Source organism: Aureimonas sp. N4 (assembly GCF_001463925.1).
GTDB classification, from domain to species: Bacteria; Pseudomonadota; Alphaproteobacteria; order Rhizobiales; family Rhizobiaceae; genus Aureimonas; species Aureimonas ureilytica_A.
In genome coordinates, this window is the sequence record NZ_BBWS01000001.1 from 156,662 (window position 1) to 183,085 (window position 26,424).

The 26,424-nt window shown below is 67.1% G+C and carries 25 protein-coding genes; 10 read left to right on the top strand and 15 right to left on the bottom strand.

Going from position 1 to position 26,424, the window contains the following annotated elements; genetic code table 11:
• Positions 1-6: 6 nt before the first annotated feature.
• From AUL28_RS00715 to leuS, 4 genes are all read right to left on the bottom strand, one after another.
• Positions 7-426 (bottom strand): lysozyme inhibitor LprI family protein, encoded by a 420-nt coding sequence (locus AUL28_RS00715; protein WP_244493366.1) that lies wholly within the window; start codon positions 424-426, stop codon positions 7-9.
• 105 nt (positions 427-531) lie between these two features.
• Entirely contained in the window at positions 532-1,578 is a 1,047-nt protein-coding gene (holA, locus tag AUL28_RS00720) for a DNA polymerase III subunit delta (protein ID WP_062219838.1), read from the bottom strand.
• 16 nt (positions 1,579-1,594) lie between these two features.
• The gene (locus AUL28_RS00725) at positions 1,595-2,173 is read right to left on the bottom strand and encodes a hypothetical protein (RefSeq protein WP_062230240.1); all 579 of its coding nucleotides are present in this window, start codon (positions 2,171-2,173) and stop codon (positions 1,595-1,597) included.
• Positions 2,160-4,793 carry a leucine--tRNA ligase gene (leuS, locus tag AUL28_RS00730; RefSeq protein ID WP_062230242.1) on the bottom strand — a complete coding sequence of 878 codons (2,634 nt, stop codon included), beginning with the start codon at positions 4,791-4,793 and terminating at the stop codon, positions 2,160-2,162. Before leuS ends, AUL28_RS00725 begins: the two co-directional genes overlap by 14 nt.
• A gap of 436 nt (positions 4,794-5,229) precedes the next feature.
• On the opposite strand from leuS, the gene AUL28_RS00735 reads away from it, so the two are divergent.
• Positions 5,230-5,898 carry a YggS family pyridoxal phosphate-dependent enzyme gene (locus tag AUL28_RS00735; RefSeq protein WP_062230244.1) on the top strand — a complete coding sequence of 223 codons (669 nt, stop codon included), beginning with the start codon at positions 5,230-5,232 and terminating at the stop codon, positions 5,896-5,898.
• Between the two features lie 214 nt (positions 5,899-6,112).
• Here AUL28_RS00735 and AUL28_RS00740 read toward each other — a convergent pair whose 3' ends face one another.
• Both AUL28_RS00740 and AUL28_RS00745 read right to left on the bottom strand, forming a co-directional pair.
• Positions 6,113-6,733, bottom strand: coding sequence for a DedA family protein (locus AUL28_RS00740; RefSeq protein ID WP_062230245.1), 621 nt, complete (start codon positions 6,731-6,733; stop codon positions 6,113-6,115).
• Between the two features lie 134 nt (positions 6,734-6,867).
• Positions 6,868-7,752 carry an aminoglycoside phosphotransferase family protein gene (locus AUL28_RS00745; protein WP_062219847.1) on the bottom strand — a complete coding sequence of 295 codons (885 nt, stop codon included), beginning with the start codon at positions 7,750-7,752 and terminating at the stop codon, positions 6,868-6,870.
• 29 nt (positions 7,753-7,781) lie between these two features.
• Here AUL28_RS00745 and AUL28_RS00750 point away from each other — a divergent pair, with 29 nt between their 5' ends.
• From AUL28_RS00750 to AUL28_RS00770, 5 genes are all read left to right on the top strand, one after another.
• Positions 7,782-9,035: an AI-2E family transporter gene (locus tag AUL28_RS00750; protein WP_062230247.1), complete on the top strand. Its 1,254-nt coding sequence runs from the start codon at positions 7,782-7,784 to the stop codon at positions 9,033-9,035.
• Positions 9,036-9,142: 107 nt separating this feature from the next.
• Entirely contained in the window at positions 9,143-11,101 is a 1,959-nt protein-coding gene (gene acs / locus AUL28_RS00755) for an acetate--CoA ligase (protein WP_058636337.1), read from the top strand.
• A gap of 327 nt (positions 11,102-11,428) precedes the next feature.
• Complete coding sequence (locus AUL28_RS00760) at positions 11,429-12,871, top strand: PTS galactitol transporter subunit IIC (protein WP_062230249.1); 1,443 nt, start codon at positions 11,429-11,431, stop codon at positions 12,869-12,871.
• Positions 12,872-12,881: 10 nt separating this feature from the next.
• Positions 12,882-13,334, top strand: a complete 453-nt coding sequence (locus tag AUL28_RS00765) for a PTS sugar transporter subunit IIA (RefSeq protein WP_062230251.1) — start codon at positions 12,882-12,884, stop codon at positions 13,332-13,334.
• 29 nt (positions 13,335-13,363) lie between these two features.
• Complete coding sequence (locus tag AUL28_RS00770; RefSeq protein WP_058602192.1) at positions 13,364-13,648, top strand: PTS sugar transporter subunit IIB; 285 nt, start codon at positions 13,364-13,366, stop codon at positions 13,646-13,648.
• Between the two features lie 554 nt (positions 13,649-14,202).
• Here the strand turns inward: AUL28_RS00770 and AUL28_RS00775 are convergent.
• The 3 genes from AUL28_RS00775 to AUL28_RS22945 form a co-directional block, all read right to left on the bottom strand.
• Positions 14,203-14,562, bottom strand: coding sequence for a DUF6481 family protein (locus AUL28_RS00775; RefSeq protein ID WP_244493367.1), 360 nt, complete (start codon positions 14,560-14,562; stop codon positions 14,203-14,205).
• A gap of 189 nt (positions 14,563-14,751) precedes the next feature.
• Positions 14,752-14,934, bottom strand: coding sequence for a DUF3606 domain-containing protein (locus tag AUL28_RS00780; RefSeq protein ID WP_058602190.1), 183 nt, complete (start codon positions 14,932-14,934; stop codon positions 14,752-14,754).
• A gap of 23 nt (positions 14,935-14,957) precedes the next feature.
• Complete coding sequence (locus AUL28_RS22945) at positions 14,958-15,122, bottom strand: hypothetical protein (RefSeq protein WP_192843365.1); 165 nt, start codon at positions 15,120-15,122, stop codon at positions 14,958-14,960.
• Positions 15,123-16,279: 1,157 nt separating this feature from the next.
• Between AUL28_RS22945 and AUL28_RS00790 the strand changes: the two genes are divergently transcribed.
• On the top strand, positions 16,280-16,795 hold the full coding sequence (locus AUL28_RS00790; RefSeq protein ID WP_058636333.1) for a DUF1003 domain-containing protein: 516 nt from the start codon (positions 16,280-16,282) through the stop codon (positions 16,793-16,795).
• A gap of 83 nt (positions 16,796-16,878) precedes the next feature.
• On the opposite strand, the gene AUL28_RS00795 is transcribed toward AUL28_RS00790, so the two are convergent.
• The 4 genes from AUL28_RS00795 to AUL28_RS00810 all read right to left on the bottom strand — a co-directional run bounded on the left by AUL28_RS00795 (position 16,879) and on the right by AUL28_RS00810 (position 19,739).
• On the bottom strand, positions 16,879-18,177 hold the full coding sequence (locus AUL28_RS00795) for an SAM-dependent methyltransferase (protein WP_082640144.1): 1,299 nt from the start codon (positions 18,175-18,177) through the stop codon (positions 16,879-16,881).
• A gap of 71 nt (positions 18,178-18,248) precedes the next feature.
• The gene (locus AUL28_RS00800; protein WP_058602186.1) at positions 18,249-18,569 is read right to left on the bottom strand and encodes a DMT family transporter; all 321 of its coding nucleotides are present in this window, start codon (positions 18,567-18,569) and stop codon (positions 18,249-18,251) included.
• A gap of 245 nt (positions 18,570-18,814) precedes the next feature.
• Positions 18,815-19,297 carry a thermonuclease family protein gene (locus AUL28_RS00805; RefSeq protein ID WP_058602185.1) on the bottom strand — a complete coding sequence of 161 codons (483 nt, stop codon included), beginning with the start codon at positions 19,295-19,297 and terminating at the stop codon, positions 18,815-18,817.
• Positions 19,298-19,526: 229 nt separating this feature from the next.
• The gene (locus AUL28_RS00810; RefSeq protein ID WP_062230256.1) at positions 19,527-19,739 is read right to left on the bottom strand and encodes a DUF1674 domain-containing protein; all 213 of its coding nucleotides are present in this window, start codon (positions 19,737-19,739) and stop codon (positions 19,527-19,529) included.
• A 162-nt stretch (positions 19,740-19,901) separates the two neighbouring features.
• Here AUL28_RS00810 and htpX point away from each other — a divergent pair, with 162 nt between their 5' ends.
• Both htpX and AUL28_RS00820 read left to right on the top strand, forming a co-directional pair.
• A complete protein-coding gene (gene htpX, locus AUL28_RS00815; RefSeq protein WP_058602183.1) occupies positions 19,902-20,888 on the top strand; it encodes a zinc metalloprotease HtpX in 987 nt (328 codons plus the stop codon).
• 57 nt (positions 20,889-20,945) lie between these two features.
• On the top strand, positions 20,946-21,881 hold the full coding sequence (locus AUL28_RS00820; protein WP_202814872.1) for an alpha/beta hydrolase: 936 nt from the start codon (positions 20,946-20,948) through the stop codon (positions 21,879-21,881).
• Between the two features lie 4 nt (positions 21,882-21,885).
• Here AUL28_RS00820 and nhaA read toward each other — a convergent pair whose 3' ends face one another.
• Together nhaA and AUL28_RS00830 are read right to left on the bottom strand one after the other, a co-directional pair.
• Positions 21,886-23,085, bottom strand: coding sequence for a Na+/H+ antiporter NhaA (gene nhaA, locus AUL28_RS00825; RefSeq protein WP_062230257.1), 1,200 nt, complete (start codon positions 23,083-23,085; stop codon positions 21,886-21,888).
• 777 nt (positions 23,086-23,862) lie between these two features.
• Positions 23,863-24,366 (bottom strand): ankyrin repeat domain-containing protein, encoded by a 504-nt coding sequence (locus AUL28_RS00830; RefSeq protein WP_062230259.1) that lies wholly within the window; start codon positions 24,364-24,366, stop codon positions 23,863-23,865.
• A 320-nt stretch (positions 24,367-24,686) separates the two neighbouring features.
• Here AUL28_RS00830 and AUL28_RS00835 point away from each other — a divergent pair, with 320 nt between their 5' ends.
• Positions 24,687-26,090 carry an RsmB/NOP family class I SAM-dependent RNA methyltransferase gene (locus AUL28_RS00835; protein WP_062230261.1) on the top strand — a complete coding sequence of 468 codons (1,404 nt, stop codon included), beginning with the start codon at positions 24,687-24,689 and terminating at the stop codon, positions 26,088-26,090.
• The last annotated feature ends 334 nt before the right edge of the window (positions 26,091-26,424 follow it).

Below are 26,424 nucleotides of genomic sequence, written 5' to 3' on the forward strand. Positions count from 1 at the left end.
AGCCGGCTAATTCGATTGCTCGCTAGGCGGCGGAACGGGGCAGCTGAGATCACCCTCCTCGCAATGGGCATAGGCGTTCAGAGCGTTGATGCGCTGCTCGGTCTGCGAGCGGAGACAGTCGGCTTTCGCCATGGGCTGAGCGCTTGCGCCGTGAAGCGCCGAGATGGCGAACTCGCATTCCAGATCGCGAAAGCCGATCCAGGCGCGCTGTGCGCTGACAAGATGTCCCAGCCGGTTCGGATCGCCCTTCAAACGGTTTTTCAGGTCGCGATAAAGGTCGTTGAGTTGGCTGTCGGCCTCGCTATAGGCCCGCCCGGCGCAGAAGTTGAGGCTGGTTTGGTCGTCTGCTCCCTCGCAGTCGAGCGCGTGCGTCGGCGAAGCCTGAAGAGGAAGCGTGACGGCGAGCACCATCAACATGCTTTCCATTCGGGTGAACCGTCCCTGTCGCATCACGATCGCTCCCCTCCCCGTTGGCTACGCCTGATCTTCGGCCTGATGGTGCAGCACCTGCCACTCGGCCGCATGGGCTTTCTAGCGCCGCCCGCGCGTGCGCAGCCGAGCCGCTTCCACGCTGATGTCGGTGAGCGTCCGGCGCATGATGGTGACGGCCAAGGCGCTCTCGCGGCGCGAAAGGAGAATGTCGGCCTCGATGCGCTGGAGCGTGCGAGCGATGGCCTCGCCCGTCCAGGCACCGAGCGCGGCCTCGAAGGCGGGCTTGCGACGAAAATGCGGGCGGCGGCGCTCCACGGCGGACGCCACCGTCGCGCCCCCCTCCTCCACCTCGGACCGCATGATCTGCAACCCCTGGAAATGGCGCAGGAGCGCGGAATGAAGCTGGAAGGTCGCGGTGCCAGACGCCAGCAAGCGCTCGATCAGTTCGGGCAGCTTCTTCACCTCGCCGGACGCGGCGGCGTCGATCGTCTCGTCCACCGTGTCGGCCGACACGTCGCCGACGATGGTCTCGACGTCGTCTTCGGTGATCTGACCCTTGCCGAGCGCGTAAAGGCAAAGCTTCTGCACCTCGCCGCGGGATGCCAGGCGATTGGCCCCCAGCCGCTCGCGCAGGGCCTCGCGGGCGTGACGGTCGATCGTCAGGTTCGCCGCGCTCAGTTCCTCGTCGATCATCTTGTCGAGGGCGCGCGCCTCGTCCTGATAGCAGGGCAGCGCCATGGCGGCGCGGCCGCGCTCCACCTGCTGGCGCAGGGCGGCGGTCTTCTTGAGATCGCCCGCCTCGATCACGATGGTCGCGCCGGGCGGCGGATCGGCGGCGAGATCGGCCACGGCGTCGGCAAGGTTCTTGCCATTGCCCGCGCCGCGCACGCGGATCAGCCGCCGCCCGCCGAAAAGCGACAGGGTGCGCGCCTCGTCGAACAGGCGGCCGATGTCGCGCTCCAGCTCGTCGGCATTCAGCGTCACCGTGCTGAACGGATCGGCGAGATCGGCGCCGCTGAGCCTGGCGACGGTGGCGGCGCGCTCCGACACGAGGCCGGGATCGGGGCCATACAGAAGCACGACGGGAAAGGACGTGTCGGGGCGCGACAGAAACGCCTCGACCTCGCCCGCCTTCTTCTGCGCCATAGCCCCGGCCCCGGCGTTACTTGGCCGGCGTGGCGGCGGGCGCGGGGCTTGCGGCCTCGCGCTGGAGCGCGGGGGCGACGACCGTCAGGACGCGCTCGGCCACCGCCTTGCCCGCCTGATCGCGCGCGTCGATCACCGCGCGCTCGGCGGCAAAGAGCTGCTGCGTGCGGTCATAGGGCACGAGGGCGAAGCGCTGGCCCTTCACAAGCGAGCGCCCGTCCGACAGGCGCACGAGGTCGAAGTCGACCGTCATGCGATAAAGGCTGGCCGAGGGCGCGCCGGTGCCCGCTTCCAGCGAGGACACCTGATCCGTGGAGGTCACGGTGTAGCGCAGGTCGTAGAGCGGAGCGCGGGCCGGTTCCGCGCCGTTCAGGGCGTAGAGCATGGCGTTGCGGAAGACCTGCGATGTGCGCGTCTGGGCCGTGGGCATGGACACGCGGCCCTTGAGCGCGACGAGGGCGCTGGAGCGCGCGCCCGTCGCCGGGTCGATGCCCTTGGCGCCATAGAGCGGCCCGGAGGTGCAGCCCGCGACGAGGAGCGCGGCGGCGGCCAGCGGCAGGAGGCGAAGGGCGGGGCGGAGCCTAGACGACGACATTCACGATCCTTCCGGGAACCACGACGACGCGCTTGGGAGCCGCGCCCCCAAGGGCTTCCTTGATGAAGTCGAGCGCCAGCGTGGCGGCCTCGATCTCACCCTTGTCGGCCTTGGCGGAGACGGTGATGTCGCCGCGCTTCTTGCCATTGATCTGCACGGGCAGGACGATCTCGTCGTCCACCAACAGCGCGGGGTCGACTTGGGGCCAGCCCTGCGCGGCGCACAGGCCACCTTGACCCAAGGCCGCCCAGCATTCTTCCGCCAGATGCGGCATCATCGGGGCTAGAAGGCGCACAAGGATGGAGAGGCTTTCGCGCGCTGCCCCACCCAAGCTGGCGTCACCCTTCAGCGCGTCCGGCGTGAAGGCCGAGGACAGCGTGTTGACCAGATCATAAAGGCGCGCCACGCCTTTGTTGAAAGCAAGACGCTCGATGTCGCCGCCAACACCCGCTGCCGTGCGATGAGCGGCGCGGCGTACGAGCTTGGCGGCGTCGCTCGGCTCGGCCGGGACAAAGTCCGCGGGAGAAGCCAGATGCTCGGCCGTTTCGGCCACGAGGCGCCAGACGCGCTGCACGAAGCGATGCGCGCCTTCCGCGCCCGCTTCCGTCCAGATCACGTCGCGCTCAGGCGGCGAGTCGGAGAGCATGAACCAGCGCGCGGTGTCCGCGCCGAGCGAGGCGATGATGTCGTCGGGGTCCACGACGTTCTTCTTGGACTTCGACATCTTCTCGATCGAGCCGATCTCGATCTCGGCCCCGGTGGACAGGCGCTTGGCGCGGCGCTGGCCGTCCACTTCCTCGATCAGGACATCGGAGGGCGGCACCCATTCCCGAGCTCCATCTCCCATGGCGCGATAGGTCTCGTGCACCACCATGCCCTGCGTGAACAGGCCCTTGAAGGGCTCGTCCATGCCGACATGGCCGGTGGCGCGCATCGCCCGCGTGAAGAAGCGCGAGTAGAGAAGATGCAGGATCGCGTGCTCGATGCCGCCGATATATTGATCGACCGGCAGCCAGGCATTGGCGGTCTCCGGCATGGTCGGCTCGTCGGCGCGTGGGCTCGTGAAGCGCGCGAAATACCAGGACGAGTCCACGAACGTGTCCATCGTGTCCGTCTCGCGCAGGGCCGGGCCGCCGCAATGCGGGCAGGTGTTCTGACGCCAGGTCGGATGGCGGTCGAGCGGATTGCCGGGCTTGTCGAAGTCGATGTCATCGGGCAGGCGAACAGGCAGGTTCTCGCGCTTCTCGGGCACCACGCCGCAGCTCTCGCAATGGAGAACCGGGATCGGACAGCCCCAGTAGCGCTGGCGCGACACGCCCCAGTCGCGCAGGCGGAAATTCACCTTGCGCTCGGCCTGCGGGCGGCCGTTCAGCGTCGCGCCTTCCAGACGCTTGGCGACTTCGGCAAAGCCTTCCGCCGGCGTCATCCCGTCGAGGAAGCGCGAATGGAACAAGCGGCCATCGCCGTCATAGGCCGTGGTCTCGACCGCGAAGCTCGCCGCGTCCGTGCCTTCGGGCAGGACGACGGGGTTCACCGGCAGGCCGTACTTGCGCGCGAAGTCCAAGTCGCGCTGATCATGCGCGGGGCAGCCGAAGATCGCGCCCGTGCCGTATTCCATGAGCACGAAATTGGCGACATAGACCGGCAGCACCCATTCGGGGTCGAACGGATGGGTGACGCGCAGGCCCGTGTCGAACCCGCGCTTTTCGGCCGTCTCGATCTCGGCGGCCGAGGTGCCGCCGCGCTTCACGTCCTCGATGAAGGCGGCCAGTTCCGGGTTGGTCTCCGCGGCGGCCTTGGCGAGCGGATGGTCGGCCGCGACCGCGAGGAAGCTTGCGCCGAACAGCGTGTCGGGCCGCGTGGTGAAGACCTCGACCTCGTTCAGCTCCGGCTTGGCGGAGCCCTCCGCCAGCGCCCAGCGCACGAGCAGACCTTCCGACTTGCCGATCCAGTTGCGCTGCATGGTGCGCACTTTTTCGGGCCAGCCGGGCAGGTGATCCAGCGCGGCCAGGAGATCGTCGGCATAATCGGTGATGCGGAAGAACCATTGCGTCAGCTCGCGCTGCTCCACCAGCGCGCCCGAGCGCCAGCCGCGCCCGTCGATCACCTGCTCGTTGGCGAGCACGGTGTTGTCGACCGGGTCCCAGTTGACCTTGGACTTGCGGCGATAGGCAAGGCCCTTCTCGAGCAGGTCGAGAAACAGCATCTGCTGGCGCTGGTAATATTCGACGTCGCAGGTCGCGAATTCACGCGACCAGTCGAGCGACAGGCCCATGCTTTTGAGCTGCCCGCGCATGGTCGCGATGTTCTCGTAGGTCCACTTGGCGGGGTGGACCTTGTTCTGCATCGCGGCATTCTCTGCGGGCATGCCGAAGGCGTCCCAGCCCATCGGGTGCAGGACGTTGAAGCCCTTGGCGCGCTTGTAGCGGGCGACCACATCGCCCATCGCGTAGTTCCGCACATGGCCCATATGGATGCGCCCCGACGGATAGGGGAACATTTCCAGGACATAGTATTTCTCGCCCGGCGCGTCGGTGTCGGTCTCGAAAAGCTTTTCGGAAGCCCAGCGCTCCTGCCAACGGGGTTCTGCGGCGCGGGGATTGTAGCGTTCGATGGCCATTGCGGGAGCGGTCTCGTGCGGATGATGCGGGCGGAGTCGCCAACGGATAGCGACGGATTGAGCCGTCGGATACGACGGACGTATCCGTCAATATTGCCTTATGCCGCTCGCGACAAGCGCGCCGGCCGCTCTTCACAAGCCGCCAAACAGGCCGCATAAGGCGCGACGAAGAAGGCAGAAGCAGACGCGCGACGCCAGCCCGCGCCGCTGCGGAGGATGAGCCCCCGCAGCCGTGGCATCGGCTTTGTCTTCTTTCGGAGTGATGAGCAATGTGGCTGATACCACTGAGCATCACGCTTGAGATGAAACGGACCCGGAGAGGCTGGCAGGCTGTCCTCCGGATCCGGATACTCATCTAGGCGACGGGTACCGGAGTTGAAGCTCCGGTACCCACTCCGAAATCTAGTCCAAACCGGCCTTTTCTTCAAGGAATGCCATGAGCGAGACCGCCGTCGACCGCCTTCACTCCATCAAGGCCCGCATCCGCGCCGCTGAAGCCGAGGCCGGGCGCGCCGCCGGCAGCACTCAGCTCGTCGCGGTGTCCAAGACTTTCGAGGCCGAGGAGATCCGTCCGGTGATCGAGGCCGGGCAGCGCGTCTTCGGCGAGAACCGGGTGCAGGAGGCGCAGGGCAAGTGGCCTCTCCTGCGCGAAAGCTTCCCCAATCTGGAACTGCATCTGATCGGCCCTCTCCAGTCCAACAAGACGGCCGAGGCGGTGGCCTTGTTCGACGTGATCGAGACGGTGGACCGCGAGAAGATCGCCGCCGAGATCGCCAAGGAAACGAAGAAGCAGGGCCGGGCGCTGCGCCTTTATGTGCAGGTCAATATCGGCGAGGAGCCTCAGAAGGCCGGCATTCCGCCACGCGAGGCCGTGGATTTCGTTCGCCGTTGCCGCGAGGCGCATGGGCTGGAGATCGAGGGCCTCATGTGCATCCCGCCTGCCGAGGAACATCCCGGCCCCTATTTCGCGCTGCTTCAGAAGATCGCGGGCGAGGCGGGTGTGGAGAAGCTCTCCATGGGCATGTCCGGCGATTTCGAGCGGGCCATTCCCTTCGGCGCGACCAGCGTGCGCGTCGGCTCGGCCATTTTCGGCACGAGAAGCTGAAGGCGAGGGCAGGGCGGCCGGGCCGAGGCTCAGAGCCGGAGACAGAACCCTCCGGTGGAGGGCGATCGAGGAATTGTTTCTGCCGGTGAGGCACCGGGCGCAGTCCATGCAGCGCATGGGCGAGCACCGGCAACGATGTCCGACGGGAACAAGACGCGGTCGGCCGACCCGAAGGGTTTTGTCCCCGGTTCTAAGGGCCGCCGCGCCCGATCCGTCAGGCCCGGCTGCGGCGACGGCTGCGCCAGAACCAGATGGCGCTCGCCAGCACGGCGAGGATCACCAGCGCGTCCGCGACATGGAAGGCCGTCTTGACCCAGGGCGTGTCGTTCCAGTGCTCGCCGAGGCTCGCGCCGAGCCAGGCCAGCGCGTAGCACCACAGGAAGGAGCCGGTGAACGTGTAGAGGTGGAAGTGCCAGAGGTTCATGCGCGCGATGCCGGCGGGCAGCGACAGGAAGGTGCGCACCACGGGCAGAAGGCGGCCGATGAAGATGGCGAGCGAGCCGTAGCGCGCGAAGAAGCGATCCGACAGCGCGAGTTCCTTGGCGCCCCAGCGCGCCCGCGCGATCAGCCGCTCCACGAAAGGCCGCCCGCCGCGCGCGCCGACTTCATAGGCCAGATGCGAGCCGAGATTGCAGCCGATCGCCCCGGCCAGCGCCGCTGCGAGGAGACTGTATTGCCCCTGTGAGGCGACATAGCCGGCAAAGGGCATGATGATCTCGGAGGGCAGCGGCAGGCAGGCCGACTCCAGCCCCATCAAAATCGCGACGCCCGCCAGCCCCCCGGCGGACATGACCGCAATGAGGCCGGCGACGAGCGGGGCAAGCAGGGCTTCCATGAGATGAAGGTCCTTCCAGGTATCTCCGGGGTTTAATAACAGGAATGTGAGGTGCTGTAACCGCTATGGGTCGAGACCCTTTGCGGGTGGCCCTGGCCATGCACCCGCGTCTTGAAAGGACGAGGTCCGGTGGCTCAAGACAGAAGCCGGAGGCGTGATAAGGTCCGCCGGGATTGCCTGCAGAGTGCCTCGTTGCGACCGCCTCGATAATAGGACAGAGCGATCACGGCTCCATAAAGCGCCCAAGCCTTTGCTCGGAGCCAGTCGCTTTCGCTGATCGCACAGGCGTCGCGAAACGCGGTGCGGGCGGCAGGGTCGACCCAAGACCAAGCCGCGGCATAGTCTGCCGCAGGATCGCCCACGGCCGAAAGGCCCCAGTCGATGACACCGACGAGAAACCCTTCCCGAGCGATCAGGTTGTCGGCTTTGAGGTCGCCATGCAGCCAGACGCCAGGGCTGGCATAGCGTTCGCACAAGGCCCGTTCCCAAAGAGAATGGGCGTGCCGCACATCGACTTCGTCCGCGACGGCACCGATCGCCGCCTGCGTGCGCTCGGATATGTCGGTCAATGCGACGCCGCGTTGGTGATTGCTCTCGCCGGCCATCGGCGCCCCCTGGCTCGGCAAAGACTGGAGGGCCCGAAGAAACTCGGCCAGCGCGCGCGCTGCGGCCACAGGATCGGCAAGGGCGCTCGACGATGCGATGTTGCCCTCGATCCAGTCCCATAGGCCGAAAGGGCAAGGCCATCCCACATCGATCTCTGTTCGCAGCCGGAGCCGAGGGACAGCAAGCGGCAGGCCTTGCAGGCGCGGCAGCCAGTCCAGTTCCTTGACGAGCAGTGGCACCGCCGAGGCCCGGCGGGGCAGACGGAGCACGTGGCAATCCCCGATGCGAAAGAGATGATTGTCGGTTCCAGTGGAGGGAACGGGACGGATCGGCAGCCCAGCCCAGCCGGCCCCCGTGTCGCGCAGCACGGCCTCAATGAGCGTATTGGGAAAGTACAGGTCATCGTCGTGCATGCGCAGGCTCTGGCAGACATTCGCGAAGCATGAATGACAGCGGCATTTCCAAGCGCTTTGTCACGTCCATTCCGGCCAAGCTCTTCCCGTCGAGCACCCATGGCACCCAAATGCAGCCGGCTCTCGATTTCGGCCGCGCGCGAGCAATATTCCAACGCCTGCCGGCTCTCGTCCGGTCCCGCGTCGAGCCCGCGCGTTTGTCAGGAGTGCTTTGCGTGCAGAATCCCTTTTCCAGCCTGTCGTCCGGGCCCGCAACGCCGCAGCCGGTCGCCTATCGCGCGGTCACGATCGCCGCCATCGTGCTCGGCATGATCCTCTGCGTCGTGGTCTTCGCCTATGCCGCGACGGGCTTCTTCCTGATCTTCGCCTCGCTGCTTCTGGCGGCGATCTTCTGCGGCGTGGCGCGCCTGTTTCAGCGGCTCGGCCTGCCGCGCTGGGCCTCGCTGATGCTGGTCTATCTCCTGACCTTCGTCCTGATCCTCGCGCCGCTTGCTTGGGGCGGCTTCGCCCTCGTGCAGGAGTTCAACAATCTTCTAGCCGGCGTGCGCGAGCAGGCCGACAAGCTGATGCACTCGCTCCAGGGCATGGGCCTGCCGGTGAACGGGGATTCGGGTTCGCAGTCCTTTCAGGATCTTCTACCCTCGGGCCTCGCCTCGCAGGCGGGGCAGGCGCTGTTCGGCGCGCTGGGCGCCGTCGGCAATTTCTTCGTGGTGCTGTTTCTTGCGATCTTCGTCTCGTGGCAGCCGAGCCTTTATCGCGACGGGCTGGTTTCGCTGTTCCCCAGGGAGAAGCGCGCCCGCATCTCGGAAGTCCTGAAGAAGGCCGCCCATTCGCTGATCCTCTGGGTGGCGGGCGATGCCATTTCCATGGCGCTGATCTTCACGGTGTCCTGGGCGGGCCTGCTTCTGATCGGCGTCAACAACGCCTTCCTCCTGGCGCTTCAGGCCGGACTTCTGGCCTTCGTGCCGACCGTCGGCGCCTTCGTGGCCGGCGCGATCATCGTGTTGGCGGCCTTGGCGCAGGGCGTCGACATGGCGCTCTGGGCGCTTGGCCTGTATCTTCTGATCCAGGGCGTGGAAAGCAATGTCGCCCAGCCCATCGCCCAGCGCTACACGACCTCGCTGCCGCCGGCTCTCACCATGGGCGCGCAGGTGATCTTCGGCCTCCTGTTCGGGCTTCTGGGCTTCGTCCTGGCCGTGCCGGTCGTCGCCGTCGTGCGCACGCTGGTGCGCGAGCTTTACATCGACGACGTGCTCGGCGGCCCGGTGAAGAGCAGCGATTGACCTCGGCGATGTCGCGTATTTCCTCCCGCCGGGAACCGCTCTAGAGTTCGGCGCAAGGTGAGTCGCGCCGCAGGGCGGGCCGCTTTCGACTGGGAGGATACGAGACGATGACCACGGTGGCCGTCAAGGAAGAGTGGAAGTCCGGCACGCAGCTGACGCTCAGCGACTACAACAGCTGGTACGCGGCGAGCGTGAACGACCCCGAGGGGTTCTGGCGCGAGCACGGAAAGCGGCTCGACTGGATCAAGCCCTATACGAAGGTCAAGAACACCTCATTCGCGCCGGGCAACGTCTCCATCAAATGGTTCGAGGACGGCACGCTCAACCTCTCGGCCAACTGCCTCGACCGGCATCTGACCGAGCGCGGCGACCAGACCGCGATCCTCTGGGAAGGCGACAATCCGGAGGAGTCGCGCGCCATCTCCTACAAGGAGCTGCACGGCGATGTCTGCCGCATGGCCAATGTCCTGAAGGATCTGGGCGTCCGGCGCGGCGAGCGCGTATCCATCTATATGCCGATGATCCCGGAAGCGGCGGTCGCGATGCTCGCCTGCGCGCGCATCGGCGCGGTGCATTCGGTGGTCTTCGGCGGCTTCTCGCCGGACGCGCTGGCGGGCCGCATGGAGGGCTCGGGCTCCAAGGTGCTCGTCACCGCCGACGAGGGCCTGCGCGCGGGCCGCAAGGTGCCGCTGAAGGCCAATGCCGACAAGGCGGTGGAGATCGCCGCCAAGGCCGGCCACACGGTCGAGAAGGTTCTGGTGGTGAAGCGCACCGGCGGCGAGATCGCCTGGGACGAGGGGCGCGATCACTGGTGGCACGAGGCGCGCGAGCGCGTGTCCGCCGAGTGCGAGCCGGAAGAAATGAGCGCCGAGGACCCGCTCTTCATCCTCTACACGTCGGGCTCCACCGGCAAGCCCAAGGGCGTGTTGCACACGACGGGCGGTTATCTCGTCTGGGCCTCGATGACCCAGCAATATGTCTTCGACATGCGGGTGGGCGAGGTCTTCTGGTGCACGGCCGATGTCGGCTGGGTCACCGGCCACAGCTACACGGTCTATGGCCCGCTCGCCAATGGCGGCACGACGCTGATGTTCGAGGGCGTGCCGAACTATCCCGATGCCGGGCGCTTCTGGCAGGTCGTGGACAAGCATTCCGTCAATGTCATCTACACCGCGCCGACGGCCATCCGCGCGCTTATGGGCGCGGGCGACGAGTTCGTCACCAAATCCTCGCGCCGCTCGCTGCGGCTTCTGGGCTCGGTCGGCGAGCCGATCAACCCGGAAGCCTGGAACTGGTATTACCGCGTGGTCGGCGAAGAGCGCTGCCCCATCGTCGATACCTGGTGGCAGACCGAGACGGGCGGCATCCTGATCACCCCGCTGCCGGGCGCGATCGACCTCAAGCCGGGCTCGGCGACGCGCCCCTTCTTCGGCGTCAAGCCCGAGCTGGTGGACGGCGAAGGCAAGGTGCTGGAAGGTGCGACCGAGGGCAATCTCTGCATCACGGACTCCTGGCCCGGCCAGATGCGCACCGTGTTCGGCGATCACGAGCGCTTCGAGCAGACCTATTTCTCGACCTATCCCAACAAGTACTTCACCGGCGACGGCGCGCGGCGGGATGCGGACGGCTATTGGTGGATCACCGGCCGCGTCGACGACGTCATCAACGTGTCGGGCCATCGCATGGGCACGGCCGAGGTCGAGTCCGCGCTGGTCTCGCACCCCAAGGTCTCGGAAGCGGCCGTGGTCGGCTATCCTCATGACGTGAAGGGGCAGGGCATCTATTGCTATGTCACGCTCATGGAAGGCGAAACGCCCTCGGAAGAGCTGAAGAAGGAACTCGTCGCCCATGTGCGCGGCGAGATCGGCCCGATCGCCTCGCCCGACAAGATCCAGTTCTCGCCGGGCCTGCCCAAGACCCGTTCGGGCAAGATCATGCGCCGCATCCTGCGCAAGATCGCGGAGGACGATTTCGGCGCGCTGGGCGACACCTCGACGCTGGCCGACCCGGCCGTGGTGGACGATCTCATCGACAACCGTCAGAACCGCAAGATGACACCGGCCTGAGCCGGGAGCTTCAGGTCAGAGCATAAAGGAAGGGGGCTGCGGCCCCCTTTTCCATGGGCCTCGCTGAAGCCAACCAAAGGCTCCGTTCGCTTTGGGGAGACCGACGGACGCTCCTCATGGAAAGCTGTCTCGCTTCGCTTTCGATAAAGTTCGGACAAAAGCCGTGAACATCTTGATCTCGATCGAATCAGGTGTTCCCTTTCTCGGCGGGCGACCCGGCGGACACAAGCCGGGCGACCCGTGCCAGCGATAACGCTTCGCGCGAGCGACAGCGCTTCGGGTAAGCCATCGCGCTTCGGGCAAGCCATCACGCTTCGGGAGGAAGCCATGAACGATATTCTCGGCCAGTTGAAGGGGGTCGTGGACGCGCTCGGCGCGACCGTCCTTCTTCCCATTCTCATCTTCGTCATCGCGCTGGTGCTCGGGGCCAAGCCCGGCCGCGCCTTTCGCGCGGGCCTCACGATCGGCGTCGCCTTCGTCGGCATCAATCTCGTGCTCGGCCTCATGCTGACGACGCTGGGGCAGGTGGCGCAGGCCATCGTCACCAATACGGGGATGCACCGCGACATCGTGGATGTCGGCTGGCCGTCCGCCGCCGCCATCGCCTTCGGCTCCTCGGTCGGGCTTTGGGTCATCCCCATCGGCATCATCGTCAATGTCGCGCTGCTCTTCAGCGGTCTGACGCGCACGCTCAATGTGGACGTCTGGAATTTCTGGCACTTCGCCTTTGTCGGCTCGCTCGTCACCGCCGCCACCGGGAGCCTCGGCTACGGGCTGATCGCCGCCGCCCTCATGGCCGCGCTGTCGCTGGTGTTGGCGGACTGGACGGCCAAGGGCGTGCAGCGCTTCTACGGCGTGCCGGGCGTCTCCGTGCCCCATCTCGCCTCGGCGCAGATCGTGCCGGTCGCCATCGGGCTCAACTGGTTGATGGACCGCATTCCGGGCGTCCGGGACATTCGCATCGACACCGAAACCGTGCAGCGCCGCCTCGGCGTGTTCGGCGAGCCCATCGTCATGGGGCTGGCGATCGGCCTCGTGCTGGGCCTTGCCGCCTATGCCGGCAGCGGAGACTGGGGCGCTGTGCTCACCCGCTCGCTCCAGACGGGCGTCAATCTCGCCGCCGTCATGCTGCTTCTGCCGCGCATGGTGAAGATCCTGATGGAGGGACTGATCCCCGTATCGGAAGCGGCGCGCAGCTTCGTGCAGAAGCGCGCGGGCGATCGGGAAATCCATGTCGGCCTCGACTCCGCCATCCTGATCGGCCATCCGGCCGCCATCGCCTCGTCGCTGATCCTCGTGCCGGTCGCCATTCTCCTGTCGCTGATCCTGCCCGGCAACCGCATCATTCTCTTCGCCGATCTCGCCGTCATTCCCTTCGTGGTCGCCATGGCCGCGCCCATCGTCAACGGCAATGTCTTCCGCATGGTGGTGATCGGCACGGTGACGCTGATCCTCGGCTTCTATGTCGGCATGGCGCTTTCGCCGCTGATGACCGCGACGGCCCAGGCGTCGGGCTTCGCCATTCCGCCCGAGGCCAGCGCCATCACCAGCGTCGTCGACGGGTTCCTCTACATCCCCTATCTCGTGATCGAGGCGGCGGAAGGTCTGGGGCTTCTCGGGCTGGGTCTCGTGTTGCTGGCCATTCTGGCGCTTCTCTTCGCCTATCGCGCCGCGCCTCGCGCCTTCGAAAAACTGGCTGGCGCCGATGATCCTGCCGAAGCCTCGAGCGTTTCGGATCGTGTCGCGCCCTCGGTTGCCGCGCGCCGCTAAGGGAGAACCCATGCTGACATCCACACTCGACGCCTCGCTGATCGTTCTGAACGCCAAGGCTGCTTCGGCCGAAGAGGCGATCGGGCTTCTGGCCGCCCGGCTGGAAGCGGCGGGGCGCGTGCGGCCGAGCTACGGCCGGGCCGTGATCGAACGCGAGCGCACCATGCCGACCGGCCTGCCGCTGGGGGCCATCAATGCTGCGATCCCGCATACGGATCGCGAACATGTGCTGGCCCCGGCCGTGGCGCTGGCGGTGCTGGACGAGCCCGTTCCCTTCGCCAGCATGGACGACCCGGACGAGAGGATTCCCGTTCGGCTCGTCTTCGCCCTCGCGCTGACCGACAAGGACGCGCAGATCACCATGCTCCAGTCGATCATGGGCCTTCTTCAGGACCAGAGCGTTCTGGAGGGCATCGCCGCCGCCCACTCGCCGGACGAGGTTCTCTCCCTGATTTCGGCGTAACGCCGGCCTCTCACGAAGGACGACCATCCATGAAGAAGAAGACGGTTCTCATCGCCTGCGGAACGGCTGTCGCGACCTCCACAGTGGTCGCGGTCGCGATCGAAGAAGCCATGCAGGAGCGCGGCATTCCCGTCGACGTGCGCCAGTGCAAGGCGACGGAAGTCAGGAGTCTGGTGGACGACGCCGACATCGTGGTCGCCACGACCCCGGTGCCGGACGATCTGGGCAAGCCGACCTTCAAGGGCCTGCCCTTTCTGACGGGCATCGGCCGCGACAAGCTTCTGGACGATATCGAGGCGGCGCTCAGGGCCTGACGGCGCTCAGGAACGATGCCGGCTCCGGTTCGGCCGGGACCGGGCCAGTGGCGCGTCGATCCGTGAGGCTCGGCCTTGCCGGACCCGGACGTCATCATCCGGCGGATCGGTCACCGTCCCGCAAACGGATCGCGAGCGGCAAACCGATCGGCCTATCGAAGGAGGCCCGACCCGGCCCGGCCTTCGCCTTTACAGCGGCTTGCTGACGGGCCGGCAGGCGAGAGGATTGGGTTCCGTTCCGCACCGCGCCCAGCGCGCTCGATGCGGGTGGGCAGGCTCAAAGTCCGGGGCCGGAGAATTCTCGGGCTCCGCCTTTCGCAACGAAACGTGGCGAACGGGACCCGCCGAACCGGCCCGGTCGAGTTTCCGGTCGAGGCCGGTGCTTGGCCTGATCTCACCTTGTTCAGGTGCGGTCAGAGGGTGTTCGCCCGCAGCCATCGCCCGGCCGGCGAACCGATCCTTTCGGAAAAAAGATCGGTTGGGCCGGGATGATGGCGGGTGGAACAGGCGATCTGGCATCGGAGCAGACCGCCGGACGGCTGGTTCCCAGCCGATCAGTTCTTGCGGGCTTGACGCGCGGCATAGCGCGAGTCGCGCTTGGCCTTCTGCGCGGCCTGATCCGCCAGAGCCTGCGCAATCAGACGCTCGCGCTCGGAGGACGCCGACTGCGCGGCCAATTCTTCGGCAGCGATACGCTGGGCCTCGGCTTCGCGCTGGCGCTCGGCCTGCTCTTCTTCACGCTGGCGACGCTTGGCAGCTTCCCGCTCCTCGCGCGCGGCGGCAACGGCAGCCCGCTCCGCGCGGCGCGCCTGAACCTCGGGATCGTTCTGACGAGCCTTCGCCTTCTCCAGAAGAGCCGCCTTGGCGTCCTTGGTGGTCTGCCTGCGGGTGGTGAAATCCATGTCTGTCTTCATCATTGGTCCTTGTTCAATGGAAATGGCCCGGGCGCGAGGCGTCCGGGCGGTGTCACAGGTTTTTGCCGTATCATCCGATGGCAAAGTTTACACGCTTTGCCGGGGCGGGTTCCAGAGCCTTTCCAGACAAAGCCGCGTTGGCTTTCGCGCCCGGACAAGGCGGGACACGCTCAGATGAGCAAATCCCGCTCAGGCGTTGCGAGCCGCCATATAGGTGTCCAGCTTGCGGCGCGACGGGCCGTAGCGCTTGATGATCGTCTTCGCCTCGCCAGGCGGAATGCCGTATTTCTTGGCGAAGGCTTCCGGCTCGTAGGGCTCCTCGTGAGGAGCGGTCTTGCCGGATTTGGCAGGCGTCTTGGTAGGGGTCGACATGGCAGCGTGTGCCTTTCTCCGCGTCAACTCGCGGAAGAGGAGGAAGTCTCCGGCAGCGTCTCGGACTCGTCGTTCAGGTTGGCCGCAGAGCCGCTCTTGGCCTTCTTGGCGGCGGCCTTCTCGGCCTTCTTGGCGGCCTTGGCCTTATCGCGTTCCTGGCGCTCGAAATTGTAGTTCGGTGTCCGCATCGCGATGGGTCCTTCCGTGCCGAAGACAATCATATGGGGACGATCCGGCGGCTTTGCCCGGGTGATCCCCTTTGTAAATGCTCGAACTCGCCCGGCCACGCCGCCCGAATGGCTTCGAGCGGTGGCGCTTCCGGCCCGCCACGATCTGGCGTCGAGTCTGGACGGAGCCGGTCTTTTGATCCGAGTTCGTTCGCGACCATCCCGGAATGCCGAACGCGGGAAGCGTCCTGCGCATCGCTTGGGCCAAAGACCCCAGGCGGCGGATCGCGGAAAACTCGTTGGAGCCGTGGAGAACCGGGGAACGACGTCGTTCGGGACGCGAGGTCGTTTATTCCGGGTCTAGAATACGGGTCCCCCGCCGGAGTTGCAAGGGCGCGTGGACGGCTCGCCGAAATCCGTCCGGCGATAGCGTTCACCGACCTTGTGACATCGCAGGTCGAGGCGGCGTCACCCTTTCACCGGATACGGCGGCGCCTGATGGATGCGGCGCTCAGAACGGGCGAGGGGGGGACACGGATGCCCGGATGTTCACCGGGTGTCGGGGAGGGGGACGATGCCTCGCGGGTTGGCCCGCTCGAAACGGTGTGACGTCCATGCGCCCCAAAACGACCGCCAACCCGCCGTGCCGCAATGACGCACCGTCCGCCCTTGCGGGATGGTCTCGACGCCCCCATTCTCTTGTCATGTTCAACGGGACGAAAGGAGGTGATCCAATGTCGAGTGATTGTTTGAAGCCGGTTGGGTCTTTGTATCTCACGGGTTCGCTGGAGCAGCCTCTTTCGAACGCCTAAGCGATATGTCGATCCGGCAAGGGTTTGACGACCTGCCGGCATCATCCCACATCACGGAAGGCCGCTCCCCATGGGGAGCGGCCTTTTTTCGTTGAGCCCAACCCGCTTCCGGACGGTCTTTTCGAAAAGTTTCGACCGTCTCCTTTTTTCAGCTCACGCAGACTTGACCAAAAGGGGCGACAGGTTCATGTCCCCTCACGCGCCCCGCCGTTTCGGCCCGGCGCTCCCTTCATCAACTGGTCCCCAAGGATCATGCCCAGTAACGATCCCAGTCGATCGCGCGTGCCGCAGAGCCTGTCGCTGAGCTGATCCCTTCGGCTCGCTGCGCGACGGGTTTTGCGGCCCGTCGTGACAAGTGAGTGAGCCATGAACACGGCCATCCGCCTCATTGCCTATCAGCTCCGCCGCGCCTCCCGGATGCGCGATCCGAACGAGATGTTCAACGATGGGATGACCTTCGGTGATCGTCTGGCCGATCGGGTCGCCAGCGTCGGCGGCTCCTGGAGCTTCATCATCGGTTTCACCGTGTTTCTGGTCGGCTGGGCCGTCCTCAACACGGTGGTTCTGGCCGAGAACGCCTTCGACCCGTTCCCCTTCATCTTTCTGAATCTGGTTTTGTCGATGGTGGCCGCGCTCCAGGCTCCCGTCATCATGATGAGCCAGAACCGGCAGGCTGCGAAGGATCGGCTGGAAGTGCGCCTCGACTACGAGACCAACCTGCGCACGGAAGCCCAGATCAACCAGCTGAGCGAAGAGATCACGAGCCTGCAGGAGCAGATCCGCTTTCTCGTCGCCGCCGAGACCCGGCGCATGGCCCAAAGCGGCCTCGTCGAGGATGACGACACCGCCCTGCCGGCGCTGCGCCATCCGATCCATGCCTGACAGGAAAAGGCCCCGCCGAGCGGGGCTTTTTCATATTTGAGGAACTGCCGGCGTCGGCCAGCCGAACGGGCCTGAAACGGCGACTATCGGTAAAGATCGGCTCGGGTCGGCGGCAGGCCGGACGGGCCTTTGTCGCGCTTCGAAGCCAGCGTCTGGTTGATCATCACCGTGCCGCGCTCGAAGGCCAGCGCGCAGCCTGCCAGATACAAAAGCCAGAGCCGTGCCTGCGGCTCGCCGACCTCGGCCACGGCCTCGTCCATCCGCGCCTGGAGCCGCAGCGCCCAGAGGCGGCAGGTGCGCCCGTAATGCTCGCGCCAATTCTCGACGTCGTGCACCTCGAAGCGGTTGGCCTCCAGCTTCTGGAGCGAATGGCCGATCCAGTCGAGTTCGCCGCCGGGGAAGATGTAGCGGGTCAGCGCACGATACTCGCGCGAGCCTTTCATGAAGGTCTTGACGTCCTTCTTGGCGGGGCGGGCGATCGTGTGATGAAGGTAGAGCCCGCGCGGGCGCAGCAGGCGCTTCACCGCGCCGAAATAGGCGTCATGGTTGGCAAAGCCGACATGCTCGAACATGCCGATGGACGAGATCTTGTCGAATGTGCCGGTCAGCTCCTGAAAGGGCTTCAGCTCGATCGTGATGCGGTCCTCCAGCCCGGCGGCGCGCACGCGGGCGGTGGCGAGATCGAACTGCGCCTGGCTCAGCGTCACGCCATGGCCGGACACGCCATAGGTCTGCGCCGCGTGGATCAGCAGCGCGCCCCATCCGCAGCCGATGTCGAGCATCCGCTCGCCGGGCTGGAGGCGCAGCTTGCGGCAGATCATATCGAGCTTGTCGCGCTGGGCGCGGTCGATATCGTCGTGCCACTCGGTGAAATAGGCGCAGGAATAGACCATGCGCTCGTCCAGGAAGAGGCCGTAGAACTGGTTCGAGACATCGTAGTGGAACTGGATCGCAGCCTTGGTGGAGCCGCTGGCGCCCGCATCCGCGCCGACCTTGGCTTCGTCGGCCTCCGCCTTCGCCGCCTTGCGCAGCGCCAGGAGCGAGGGCAGCGCCTTGGCGATGCGCCATTTGTCGAGCCGCTTCAGGAGCCCGCGCGAGGAGGTCTTGGAGCGCCCTTCCGCAATGTCGAAGATCGTCCCGTTTTCGACGTCGAGGCTCTTGTCCATCCAGAGCGCGACCAGCGTATCGATGCGCGGGCGGAACACGAGGCGCGCCAGCGTGGTGGCGCTGCGGATCGTCAGCACCGGGCCGCTTGCGGGGCCGATGCGCTCGCCCGTCCAGAGGCGCACGGCAAAGCCGGGGGCGAGCGCGGCGACGGCGTCCTTCACGACCTCGGCCAGTTTGCTTTCGGCCAAGGCCATGCGGGAAGAGGAAGAGGTCATGCAGGCTCCCGGTGTTTCACGTGAAACCTTCTAGTCCCCCAATCGGGGCGCGGCCAGTCCCGACGCGTGCCTTATGATGAGGAAGAGAGTTTCATCAGGACGAGTCCGCCGAGGATCAGTGCGGCCGCCAGAAGGCGCATGGGACTGGCGCTTTCGCCCAGTATCAGGATGCCGACCAGAAAGGCCCCGAGCGCGCCGATGCCGGTCCAGATCGCATAGGCCGTGCCGAGCGGCAGCGAGCGCATGGCGAGCGACAGGAGCGCGAAGCTCGCCGCCATCAACGCGAAGGTCAGGATCGTCGGCCCGAGACGCGAGAACCCGTCCGACAGTTTCATGGAAAACGCCCAGCCGACTTCGAGCAGGCCGGCGACGAGGAGAAGGAGATAGGCCATGGGAACACCCCTGGAAAAAGACCGGGTCGTCCCGAAAGCCGAACAGCGCCATCAGCGCGCAAGAGGTCGTCCCCTTGCAGGCCAGAACATAATCGTTTGGGGCAGGGGGACAAGGGTTGGTTGGAACCCGGCTCGTGCTCCCCTGACCGGAAAGGAAGTAACCCCGGATCTTGCCCGCACGCGGGGACGCACCGTCTCACCAGGCCGATGCTCCCCAACCGCAACGGCATTCGGATGCGGCGCGGTCAGCCCTTACCGAGCGGCTGGCCGGGTTTCAGCGCGCCGATCGTGGCGCACCAGTTCCGCCGACGGCCGCCGTCATAGGCATCCACCAGCCCTTCGCGCAGCAGTCGCTGGCCGATATCGGGCTCCGTGGGGCTCGCCAGATCGGCGAGGACGCGGCCGAAATATTTGTCGCCCGAGATGCGGCGCAGCTGCACGAACCCATCGCCCACCAGCTCGCTCATGCGATCGCGCGCATGGCGGGCGGCGGCGCGCTCGGCCTCGCATTCGCCTTTGAGTTCCGGCGCATCGACGCCGCGCAGGCGTACCGCGACGGTCACCGTCTGAAGCGGCCAGATGAAGGCCTCGACCTCCACCGTGTCGCCGTCGCGCACTTTCAGAACGCGCGCATTGACCGGGCCGAGGATTTCGCGAGGCGGCGCCTCTTCATCCGCCGCCAAGGCGGGCGAGAGGCCGAGAAGAAGGAAAAGGCAGAACAGTCGCATGGCAGCGTTCCTACTCCGCAAAGATTAAATTCCTATTCCGCGCTTATGGCAAGAGTCTGGTCACGGAACGCAGACCGAGGGGGGCAAGGCCATCGTCGCCTCCAGGCAACGGTTGGGCGCGCAAAGGGATGCGACGTCGGCAGCGAGCGCGAGCCTGCGGCTGCCTTGGCCGCGATCCAAGGACGGGCGTGCGGCGGCTGGGCAAACCCGCCGCCTCAAACCCGTGCGGTCAGAAGTCGGAGATGATGCCGTTCTTTTCCCAGTCGCCGTAGCGGGCAGGCTCGGGGCCGTTGCGCCCGTTCACCTCGGGCGGCAGGTCGCCCTGCGCCAGCTTTTCCGCCTCGCCGGCCGCGCGGCGCGCTTGCGCCTCCGCCAGGGCGCGCTGGGCGGCCGGCGATAGAATGCGGGTCTCTTTCGGTGCTCCGTTTTCCGCTTCGCTCATGGCAGGGTCCTTTCCGGTCTTGCGAGTGGCGGCGTGTCAGCCGGCCCGCTTTGTTGACGCGAGGGGGTGCGCGCCCACATCTTCTACGGCAGATCGGTCGAAACGGCGCCGACCGCAAGCCCTCCCACGTGTCGCCCGCGCCGAGCAAGGACGCATCGACCCATGAACCAGATCAAGACGGCCATGCTGCTTGCCGGGATGACCGCCCTTTTCATGGGGGTCGGTTTTCTCTTGGGCGGGCGCGGCGGCATGATGATCGCCTTCCTCTTCGCCCTCGGCACCAATCTCTTCTCCTACTGGAACGCCGACAGGCTGGTCCTGCGCATGTACAACGCGCATGAGGTGGACGAGCGCACGGCGCCCGACTTCTACCATATGGTGGCCTCGCTCGCCGCCCGCGCCGGCCTGCCCATGCCGCGTGTCTACCTCATCGAGAACGACCAGCCGAACGCGTTTGCCACGGGCCGCAACCCGCAGAACGCGGCCGTCGCCGCGACCACCGGCCTTCTCAACCGCCTGACGCCGGACGAGGTTGCTGGCGTCATGGCCCATGAACTCGCCCATGTGCAGAACCGCGACACGCTGACCATGACGATCACCGCGACGCTGGCCGGCGCGATCTCCATGCTCGGCAATTTCGCGTTCTTCTTCGGCGGCCACCGCGAGAACAACAATCCGCTCGGGCTGATCGGCATTCTGGTCGCGACGCTGGTCGCGCCCTTTGCGGCGATGATCGTGCAGATGGCGATCTCGCGCACGCGCGAATATTCGGCCGACCGGCGCGGCGCGGAAATCTGCGGCGACCCGCGCGCTCTCGCCTCCGCGCTCGCCAAGATCGCAGGCTCGGCCGGCCATACGGTGAACATGGAGGCCGAGCGCAATCCCGCGACCGCGCATATGTTCATCATCAACCCGCTGAACGGCCAGCGGATGGACAGTCTCTTCTCGACGCATCCCGACACGCAGAACCGCATCGACGCGCTTCTGTCGATGGAAGGCGAGGGCGGGGGCTCTTTCCTTCCTCCTCACATGGGTGTGCCCCCTCGCATGGGCGCGCAGCCGCCTCGCCAAGGCCCCTGGGGCGGTGGTTCCGTACCGCCGAGCGGGCCGGGGCGATCGGATCGAGGCAAGCGCGGGCCGTGGGGATAGGCGGCGCACCGGCTCCCATCGACGCATGGACAGTTCCAACCGAGCGAAGGAGCCGTCATGCGGATCAACCGCCGCCATCTGATCCTCGGCGCGACGGGCCTTCTATGCTCGCCTATGGTCGCGCGGGCGCGGGACCGGATGGAACCAAGCGAGGCCTCTGACATCCTCCCGCTCTGGCCGGATCTCCCGCCGGGCGGCGGCGGGCCGAGCGGCCCCGTCGAGGTGAGCGACAAGGGTGCGATCCGCAACATCGCGGTGCCGGCGCTCGAACTCTATCGGCCGGAGCGGGCGAACGGCATGGCCGTGCTGGTCGCGGCGGGCGGCGGCTACAAGCGCATTCAGATGGAAGGCGAGGCGCGGCCGGCGGCACGCTGGCTGGCGGCGCGCGGTGTCACGGCTTTCGTCCTGCGCTATCGCCTGCCCGGTGAGGGCTGGACCAACGGGCCGCTTGCGCCCTTGCAGGACGCGCAGCGCGCCCTGCGTCTTGTCGCGGGCTCGGCCGGGCGGCTGAAACTCGATGTCGCCAGGATCGGCGTCCTCGGCTTTTCGGCCGGCGGGCATCTCATGGGGCTTGCCGCCACGCGCTCGGCCTTCGCCTCCTATGCGCCCGTGGATGGGCTGGACAGCGGCTCGGCGTGGCCGGCACGCGCGGCGCTGATCTATCCCGTGGTGACGCTGCTGCCGCCCTATGATCACACGTCCACGCGTGTCCAACTGGTCGGGCATCATCCATCGCGCGCCATGAGCGCGGACTGGTCGGTCGAGACGCATGTGCGCGCCCGCTGCCCGCGTTTGTTTCTGGTTCAGGCCGAGGACGATCCGATCTCCGACATCGCCAACACGGCGCTTCTGGAGCGGGCCGCCCGAGAGGCCGATGTTCCGGTGGAGCGGCATGTTCTGCCGAGCGGCGGCCATGGGTTCGGCCTGGGGCGACCCGGCGCACCGAGCGCCGAGTGGCCGGATTGGTACGCCGCCTGGGCGGGGTTCGCTTGAGGGCTCAAGCCTCCGGCTGGCGCGTGGGCGCGAGGCGCAAGACCAGCGCGCCCAGAAGACCGGAGAGGAGCGAGCCCATGAGCACGCCGAGCTTCACCTCGTCCTGCAGGAGAGGCGAGGTCGGGAAGGCGAGAAGGCCGATGAAGAGGCTCATGGTGAAGCCGATGCCGCACAGGAGCGACACGCCATAGACCTGCCTCCAGCTCGCCCGCTCCGGCAGGCTCGCCCAGCGCAGGCGGATGGCGAGGAGCGCCATGCCGAAGACGCCGATCTGCTTGCCGAAGAACAAACCCGCCGCGATGCCGAGCGGCACCGGGTCGCTGAGCGCCGACAGCGAGAAGCCGGCAAAGGACACGCCGGCATTGGCGAAACCGAAGACCGGCACGATCAGGAAGGCGACCCAGGGCTGGATGGCATGTTCCAGCTTCAGGAGCGGGGGCTCCGCCTCCTGCAGGCCGGGCTCGGGCACGACGAGGGGAATGGTGAGCGCCAGCACGACGCCGGCCAGCGTCGCATGGATGCCGGACAGGAAGACCAGAACCCAGAGCACGAGGCCGAGCGTGAGATAGGGCCAGAGCGCCAGGACGCCGCGCCGGTTGAGAAGCGCCAGCACGAGAACCACGAGCGCCGCCCCGGCGAGCGCCAGGAGGTTGAGGCCGGACGTGTAGAAGAACGCGATGATGAGCACGGCGCCGAGATCGTCGATGATCGCGAGCGCGGCGAGAAACACCTTCAGCGACACGGGCACGCGCGGTCCCAGCAGCGACAGGACGCCGAGCGCGAAGGCGATGTCGGTGGCCGAGGGGATGGCCCAGCCGCCCCGGCTTTCGGGCGAGGCGATGTTGAAGGCAAGATAGAAGAGCGCCGGCACGGCCATGCCGCCGAGCGCCGCCAGGCCCGGCAGGATGCGCGCCTGCCAGCTGGCGAGCTGCCCGCCCATGACCTCGCGCTTGATCTCCAGCCCGACCATCAGGAAGAAGACCGCCATCAGCGCGTCGTTGATCCAGTGCAGGAGAGAGAGCGGGCCGACATAGGCATGGAGCGCGGCGAAATAGCCGGGCGCGAGCGGCGAATTGGCGACGATCAGCGCGAGCGCGGCGGCCGCCATCAGCACCAGCCCGCCCGAGGCTTCGCTGGCGATGAAACGGCGCAGAAAGCCCGAGGGGCGCTGGCTGCGGATCGAGATGGGATCGTGCGATGACATGGCTTCGCCCTCCCTCCTTTTCGAAAAGGTTTCGCTTTTCTCCGTCGGTTTAGGGAAGCCCCAGGGCGCACGCAGCACACGCCCTCGATGGGCAAGATAGGCAATCGGGTGCCGGAAGGCGAGACCTGCGCGGTGGCCTGCCTCGTCACGCTCCGGTGTTCCGGTGCGGGCACGGCGATGGCGTCGGCGGCCTAGAACCGGGTGTCGAACCTGCCGGGTCGGCTCGTCGCCGGTGTTTTCTGCGGGGCGTCGTTGCCCGCCGCTGGACTCCACGCGGCATTGGCTTGGCTCTCCGGGCAAGCCACGGGTCGCGCCCGTTCTGCCGGACCTTCGCCGGCAACGGAAAATCCTCGGTCGCTCCTTTGCCGCGAGGTTATGTCCCGGCTCTTGGATAAGGCTGGTGCGGGATGACGCATCGCAAGCGGATGTCGGGGCCTTGGCTCGACTCCCCGCTCGTCCTGAAACCGGGTAAGCGGCTTCGGCGACGCTTGGACTCCGAACCGGTCCGCCGCCCTTTTCCGTAGCGGCGGCAAGCGCGGAAGCAGGGAGATGACGGGACATAGGGTCCAAGGCCAAAGTCTGCCACACCGTCCGATGGTTCGGGGGCGAGCAGCCCGAAACGGGAGATGAGCGCTGCGACCCGCAGTGTCGATCAGCCTCAGTGCGACGAACCGCCGTGACCTTGACCGACATCGGCAGTCTTGGCCGATCGTCCCGTTTCAGAGCCTTTTTCTCGGCCGGCCCGGTACAAGACGGCTTTCCCGTCCGTCGCAACCATCAGTCGGCCTCGCCCAGAAGCGCCGGCGTATCGGCCGCGCCCATGGCCTTGGCGGCACCCAGCGCGGTGAGACCTTCGGGGGTGCGGCGGGCGGGGTCGGCGCCGTGGTCGAGGAAAAGGCGCACCATGTCGGTGCGGTTGAACATGGCGGCCATCATCAGGGCCGTGCGCCCGTCCGGCCCGGCCGCATCCACCGCCGCGCCGCCGGCGAGCAGCGCGCGCGCCGTCGCCGTGTCGCCCTTGAAGGCGGTGCCGGCGAGCGGCGTCTGGCCGCGATCGTTGACGCGGTCGGGATCGGCCCCGTGTTTCAGGAGAAGCTCGCTCGCTTCCGTGTGCCCGTGATAGCTCGCCAGCATCAGGAGCGTGTCGCCCTTGTCGTTGGAGAGGTTGGGCGGCAGGCCGCGCTCCAGCGCCATCTGGAGAAAGCTCGTGTCACCCTCGCGCGCGGCTTGGAAGACCCGCGCCGCCAGCGCCAGCGTGTCCTCGTCGAACGACTGATCCATGCCTATTCTTTCCGATGGTTGGATGCCCGGCTTGCGCCTGCGCGGCCGAGCGGTTTCCGGGAGATAGCGCGCCTTTGGAACCGGGGACAGAACCCTTCGGGTCGGCGGACCGGGTCTTGTTCCCGCCGGGCATCGTTGCCGGTGCTCGTCCATGCGCTGCAGGACCTGCGCTCGGCCCCTTGCCGACGGACACAATCCCGCGCTCGCCCTCCACTGAGTGGTTCTGTTCCCGGTTCTCAGCCGCGTTTCATGCCCAAGGCTAAGGCAGGGAGCAAGGCGCACTTGCTCACCGCGTCCCTCTTGGCCCATATCATGCCCGGATGGATAAGCCCCAGAAGCCCGCCCGCCCCGCCGCCCGCCGCCCCGAGGGCCGCACCCCTCGCCCCCCCCAAAGCCCGGAGCCCGAGCGCGCCGGCCTGCCCGCCCGCCGCACGGCGGCCCGGCTGCTCGCCGCCGTGGTGGACACCAAGACCTCGGCCGACGGGCTGACCGATCGCAAGGGCGGCCATCCCGACTTTCTGAAGCTTCCCGCGCGCGATCAGGGCCTGGTGCGCGCCATTCTTCTGACGGCGCTGCGTCGGCGCGGCTCGATCGAGGCGATCGTCTCCTCCTGCCTCGACCGGCCGCTGCCGAGCCGCGCGGCGCATCTGCGCCATATCCTGCATGTGGGCGCGGCGCAGATCCTGCATCTCGACGTGCCCGATTCCGCCGCCGTCGATCTCGCCGTCGCCCATGCCTCCGTCGATCCGCGCACCGAGCGCTTCAGCGGGCTCGTGAATGCCGTGCTGCGGCGCATCGCGCGCGAGAAGGACGCCTTTGCCGCCCGCTTCGACGATCCGCGCCTCGACTGCCCGCCCTGGCTCTGGGCGCGGCTGGAGGCGGCCTATGGCGAGGCCGTGGCGCTCGACATCGTGTCCATGCATCGCCTGCCCGCACCGCTCGACTTCACCGCCAAGAGCGACCCCGCCGCCGTTGGCGCCATGCTGGGCGGCGAGCTTCTGCCCTTCGGCACGATCCGCCGCGCGCCGGGCGAGGAGGCGGTGAGCGATCTCCCCGGTTTCGAAACGGGCGAATGGTGGGTGCAGGACGCCGCCGCCAGCCTGCCGGCACGTCTAATGGGCGATGTCAGGGCCAAGCGCGTCGCCGATCTCTGCGCCGCGCCGGGCGGCAAGACGGCGCAGCTCGCGGCGGCCGGCGCCCATGTGACAGCGGTCGAGATTTCGCCCTCGCGCCTGCGCCGGTTGAAGGAGAATTTCGCGCGGCTGAAGCTGGAGGCGGAGTTCGTCGGCAGCGATCTCATGCGCTTCGAGCCCGAGACGCCCTTCGACGCGGTGCTGCTCGACGCGCCTTGCTCGTCCACCGGCACGATCCGCCGCCATCCCGACGTCGCCTATACCAAGGATGACGAAGAAGTGCGCAAGCTCGCCGAGGTGCAGGCGCGGCTTCTCGGCCGGGCCGCCGATCTCGTGGCGCGCGGCGGAATGCTCCTGTTTTCCAACTGCTCGCTCGACCCGATCGAGGGCGAAGAGTTGATGCGGGCCTTCCTGGTTTCGCGCACGGACTTCCATGTCGAGCCCGTGCGCCCCGAAGAGGTGCCGGGCTTGGAGGATGCCGTGTCGCCGGAGGGCTATCTGCGCACGACGCCCGCCATGCTCCGGCGCGAAACGCCTGAGCATTCCGGCCTCGACGGCTTCTTCGCCGCTCGGCTGCGCCGCGCGAGCTGACGTCCGGCGGCGTCAGCGCTTGGGAAGAGCCCGGTCCCGGCGGGCTCCCGAACCCGTCTCCAGACGGCTGAAACGGCGTCTTGCGGCGCAAGCCGACGCCGAGCGGCTCGGGCTGGCCTTTGCGCGGGCCAGCCGATCCCCGCGATCGCACCCGGCGCTGCGTCCGCTGGCCCGAAGGACCGATCCCCATGGCGGGCCTGTCTTGGGATGCGCGGCTGCTTTCGGAGCGCGCAAGCTGGCTCCGGCCTGACCCGATCCTGACACCGGGTGGGGAAAAACGGCGGCCGATCGCCGGCGAACAGGCATGGGCGGACCGGCCCGTCCCAGTTTGCAG

Bases quoted from the DNA above. Each gene is read 5' to 3' on its own strand.
- AUL28_RS00715 (WP_244493366.1), bottom strand. From the start codon at position 426: ATGGAAAGCATGTTGATGGTGCTCGCCGTCACGCTTCCTCTTCAGGCT.
- holA (WP_062219838.1), bottom strand. From the start codon at position 1,578: ATGGCGCAGAAGAAGGCGGGCGAGGTCGAGGCGTTTCTGTCGCGCCCC.
- AUL28_RS00725 (WP_062230240.1), bottom strand. From the start codon at position 2,173: ATGTCGTCGTCTAGGCTCCGCCCCGCCCTTCGCCTCCTGCCGCTGGCC.
- leuS (WP_062230242.1), bottom strand. From the start codon at position 4,793: ATGGCCATCGAACGCTACAATCCCCGCGCCGCAGAACCCCGTTGGCAG.
- AUL28_RS00735 (WP_062230244.1), top strand. From the start codon at position 5,230: ATGAGCGAGACCGCCGTCGACCGCCTTCACTCCATCAAGGCCCGCATC.
- AUL28_RS00740 (WP_062230245.1), bottom strand. From the start codon at position 6,733: ATGGAAGCCCTGCTTGCCCCGCTCGTCGCCGGCCTCATTGCGGTCATG.
- AUL28_RS00745 (WP_062219847.1), bottom strand. From the start codon at position 7,752: ATGCACGACGATGACCTGTACTTTCCCAATACGCTCATTGAGGCCGTG.
- AUL28_RS00750 (WP_062230247.1), top strand. From the start codon at position 7,782: ATGAATGACAGCGGCATTTCCAAGCGCTTTGTCACGTCCATTCCGGCC.
- acs (WP_058636337.1), top strand. From the start codon at position 9,143: ATGACCACGGTGGCCGTCAAGGAAGAGTGGAAGTCCGGCACGCAGCTG.
- AUL28_RS00760 (WP_062230249.1), top strand. From the start codon at position 11,429: ATGAACGATATTCTCGGCCAGTTGAAGGGGGTCGTGGACGCGCTCGGC.
- AUL28_RS00765 (WP_062230251.1), top strand. From the start codon at position 12,882: ATGCTGACATCCACACTCGACGCCTCGCTGATCGTTCTGAACGCCAAG.
- AUL28_RS00770 (WP_058602192.1), top strand. From the start codon at position 13,364: ATGAAGAAGAAGACGGTTCTCATCGCCTGCGGAACGGCTGTCGCGACC.
- AUL28_RS00775 (WP_244493367.1), bottom strand. From the start codon at position 14,562: ATGAAGACAGACATGGATTTCACCACCCGCAGGCAGACCACCAAGGAC.
- AUL28_RS00780 (WP_058602190.1), bottom strand. From the start codon at position 14,934: ATGTCGACCCCTACCAAGACGCCTGCCAAATCCGGCAAGACCGCTCCT.
- AUL28_RS22945 (WP_192843365.1), bottom strand. From the start codon at position 15,122: ATGCGGACACCGAACTACAATTTCGAGCGCCAGGAACGCGATAAGGCC.
- AUL28_RS00790 (WP_058636333.1), top strand. From the start codon at position 16,280: ATGAACACGGCCATCCGCCTCATTGCCTATCAGCTCCGCCGCGCCTCC.
- AUL28_RS00795 (WP_082640144.1), bottom strand. From the start codon at position 18,177: ATGACCTCTTCCTCTTCCCGCATGGCCTTGGCCGAAAGCAAACTGGCC.
- AUL28_RS00800 (WP_058602186.1), bottom strand. From the start codon at position 18,569: ATGGCCTATCTCCTTCTCCTCGTCGCCGGCCTGCTCGAAGTCGGCTGG.
- AUL28_RS00805 (WP_058602185.1), bottom strand. From the start codon at position 19,297: ATGCGACTGTTCTGCCTTTTCCTTCTTCTCGGCCTCTCGCCCGCCTTG.
- AUL28_RS00810 (WP_062230256.1), bottom strand. From the start codon at position 19,739: ATGAGCGAAGCGGAAAACGGAGCACCGAAAGAGACCCGCATTCTATCG.
- htpX (WP_058602183.1), top strand. From the start codon at position 19,902: ATGAACCAGATCAAGACGGCCATGCTGCTTGCCGGGATGACCGCCCTT.
- AUL28_RS00820 (WP_202814872.1), top strand. From the start codon at position 20,946: ATGCGGATCAACCGCCGCCATCTGATCCTCGGCGCGACGGGCCTTCTA.
- nhaA (WP_062230257.1), bottom strand. From the start codon at position 23,085: ATGTCATCGCACGATCCCATCTCGATCCGCAGCCAGCGCCCCTCGGGC.
- AUL28_RS00830 (WP_062230259.1), bottom strand. From the start codon at position 24,366: ATGGATCAGTCGTTCGACGAGGACACGCTGGCGCTGGCGGCGCGGGTC.
- AUL28_RS00835 (WP_062230261.1), top strand. From the start codon at position 24,687: ATGGATAAGCCCCAGAAGCCCGCCCGCCCCGCCGCCCGCCGCCCCGAG.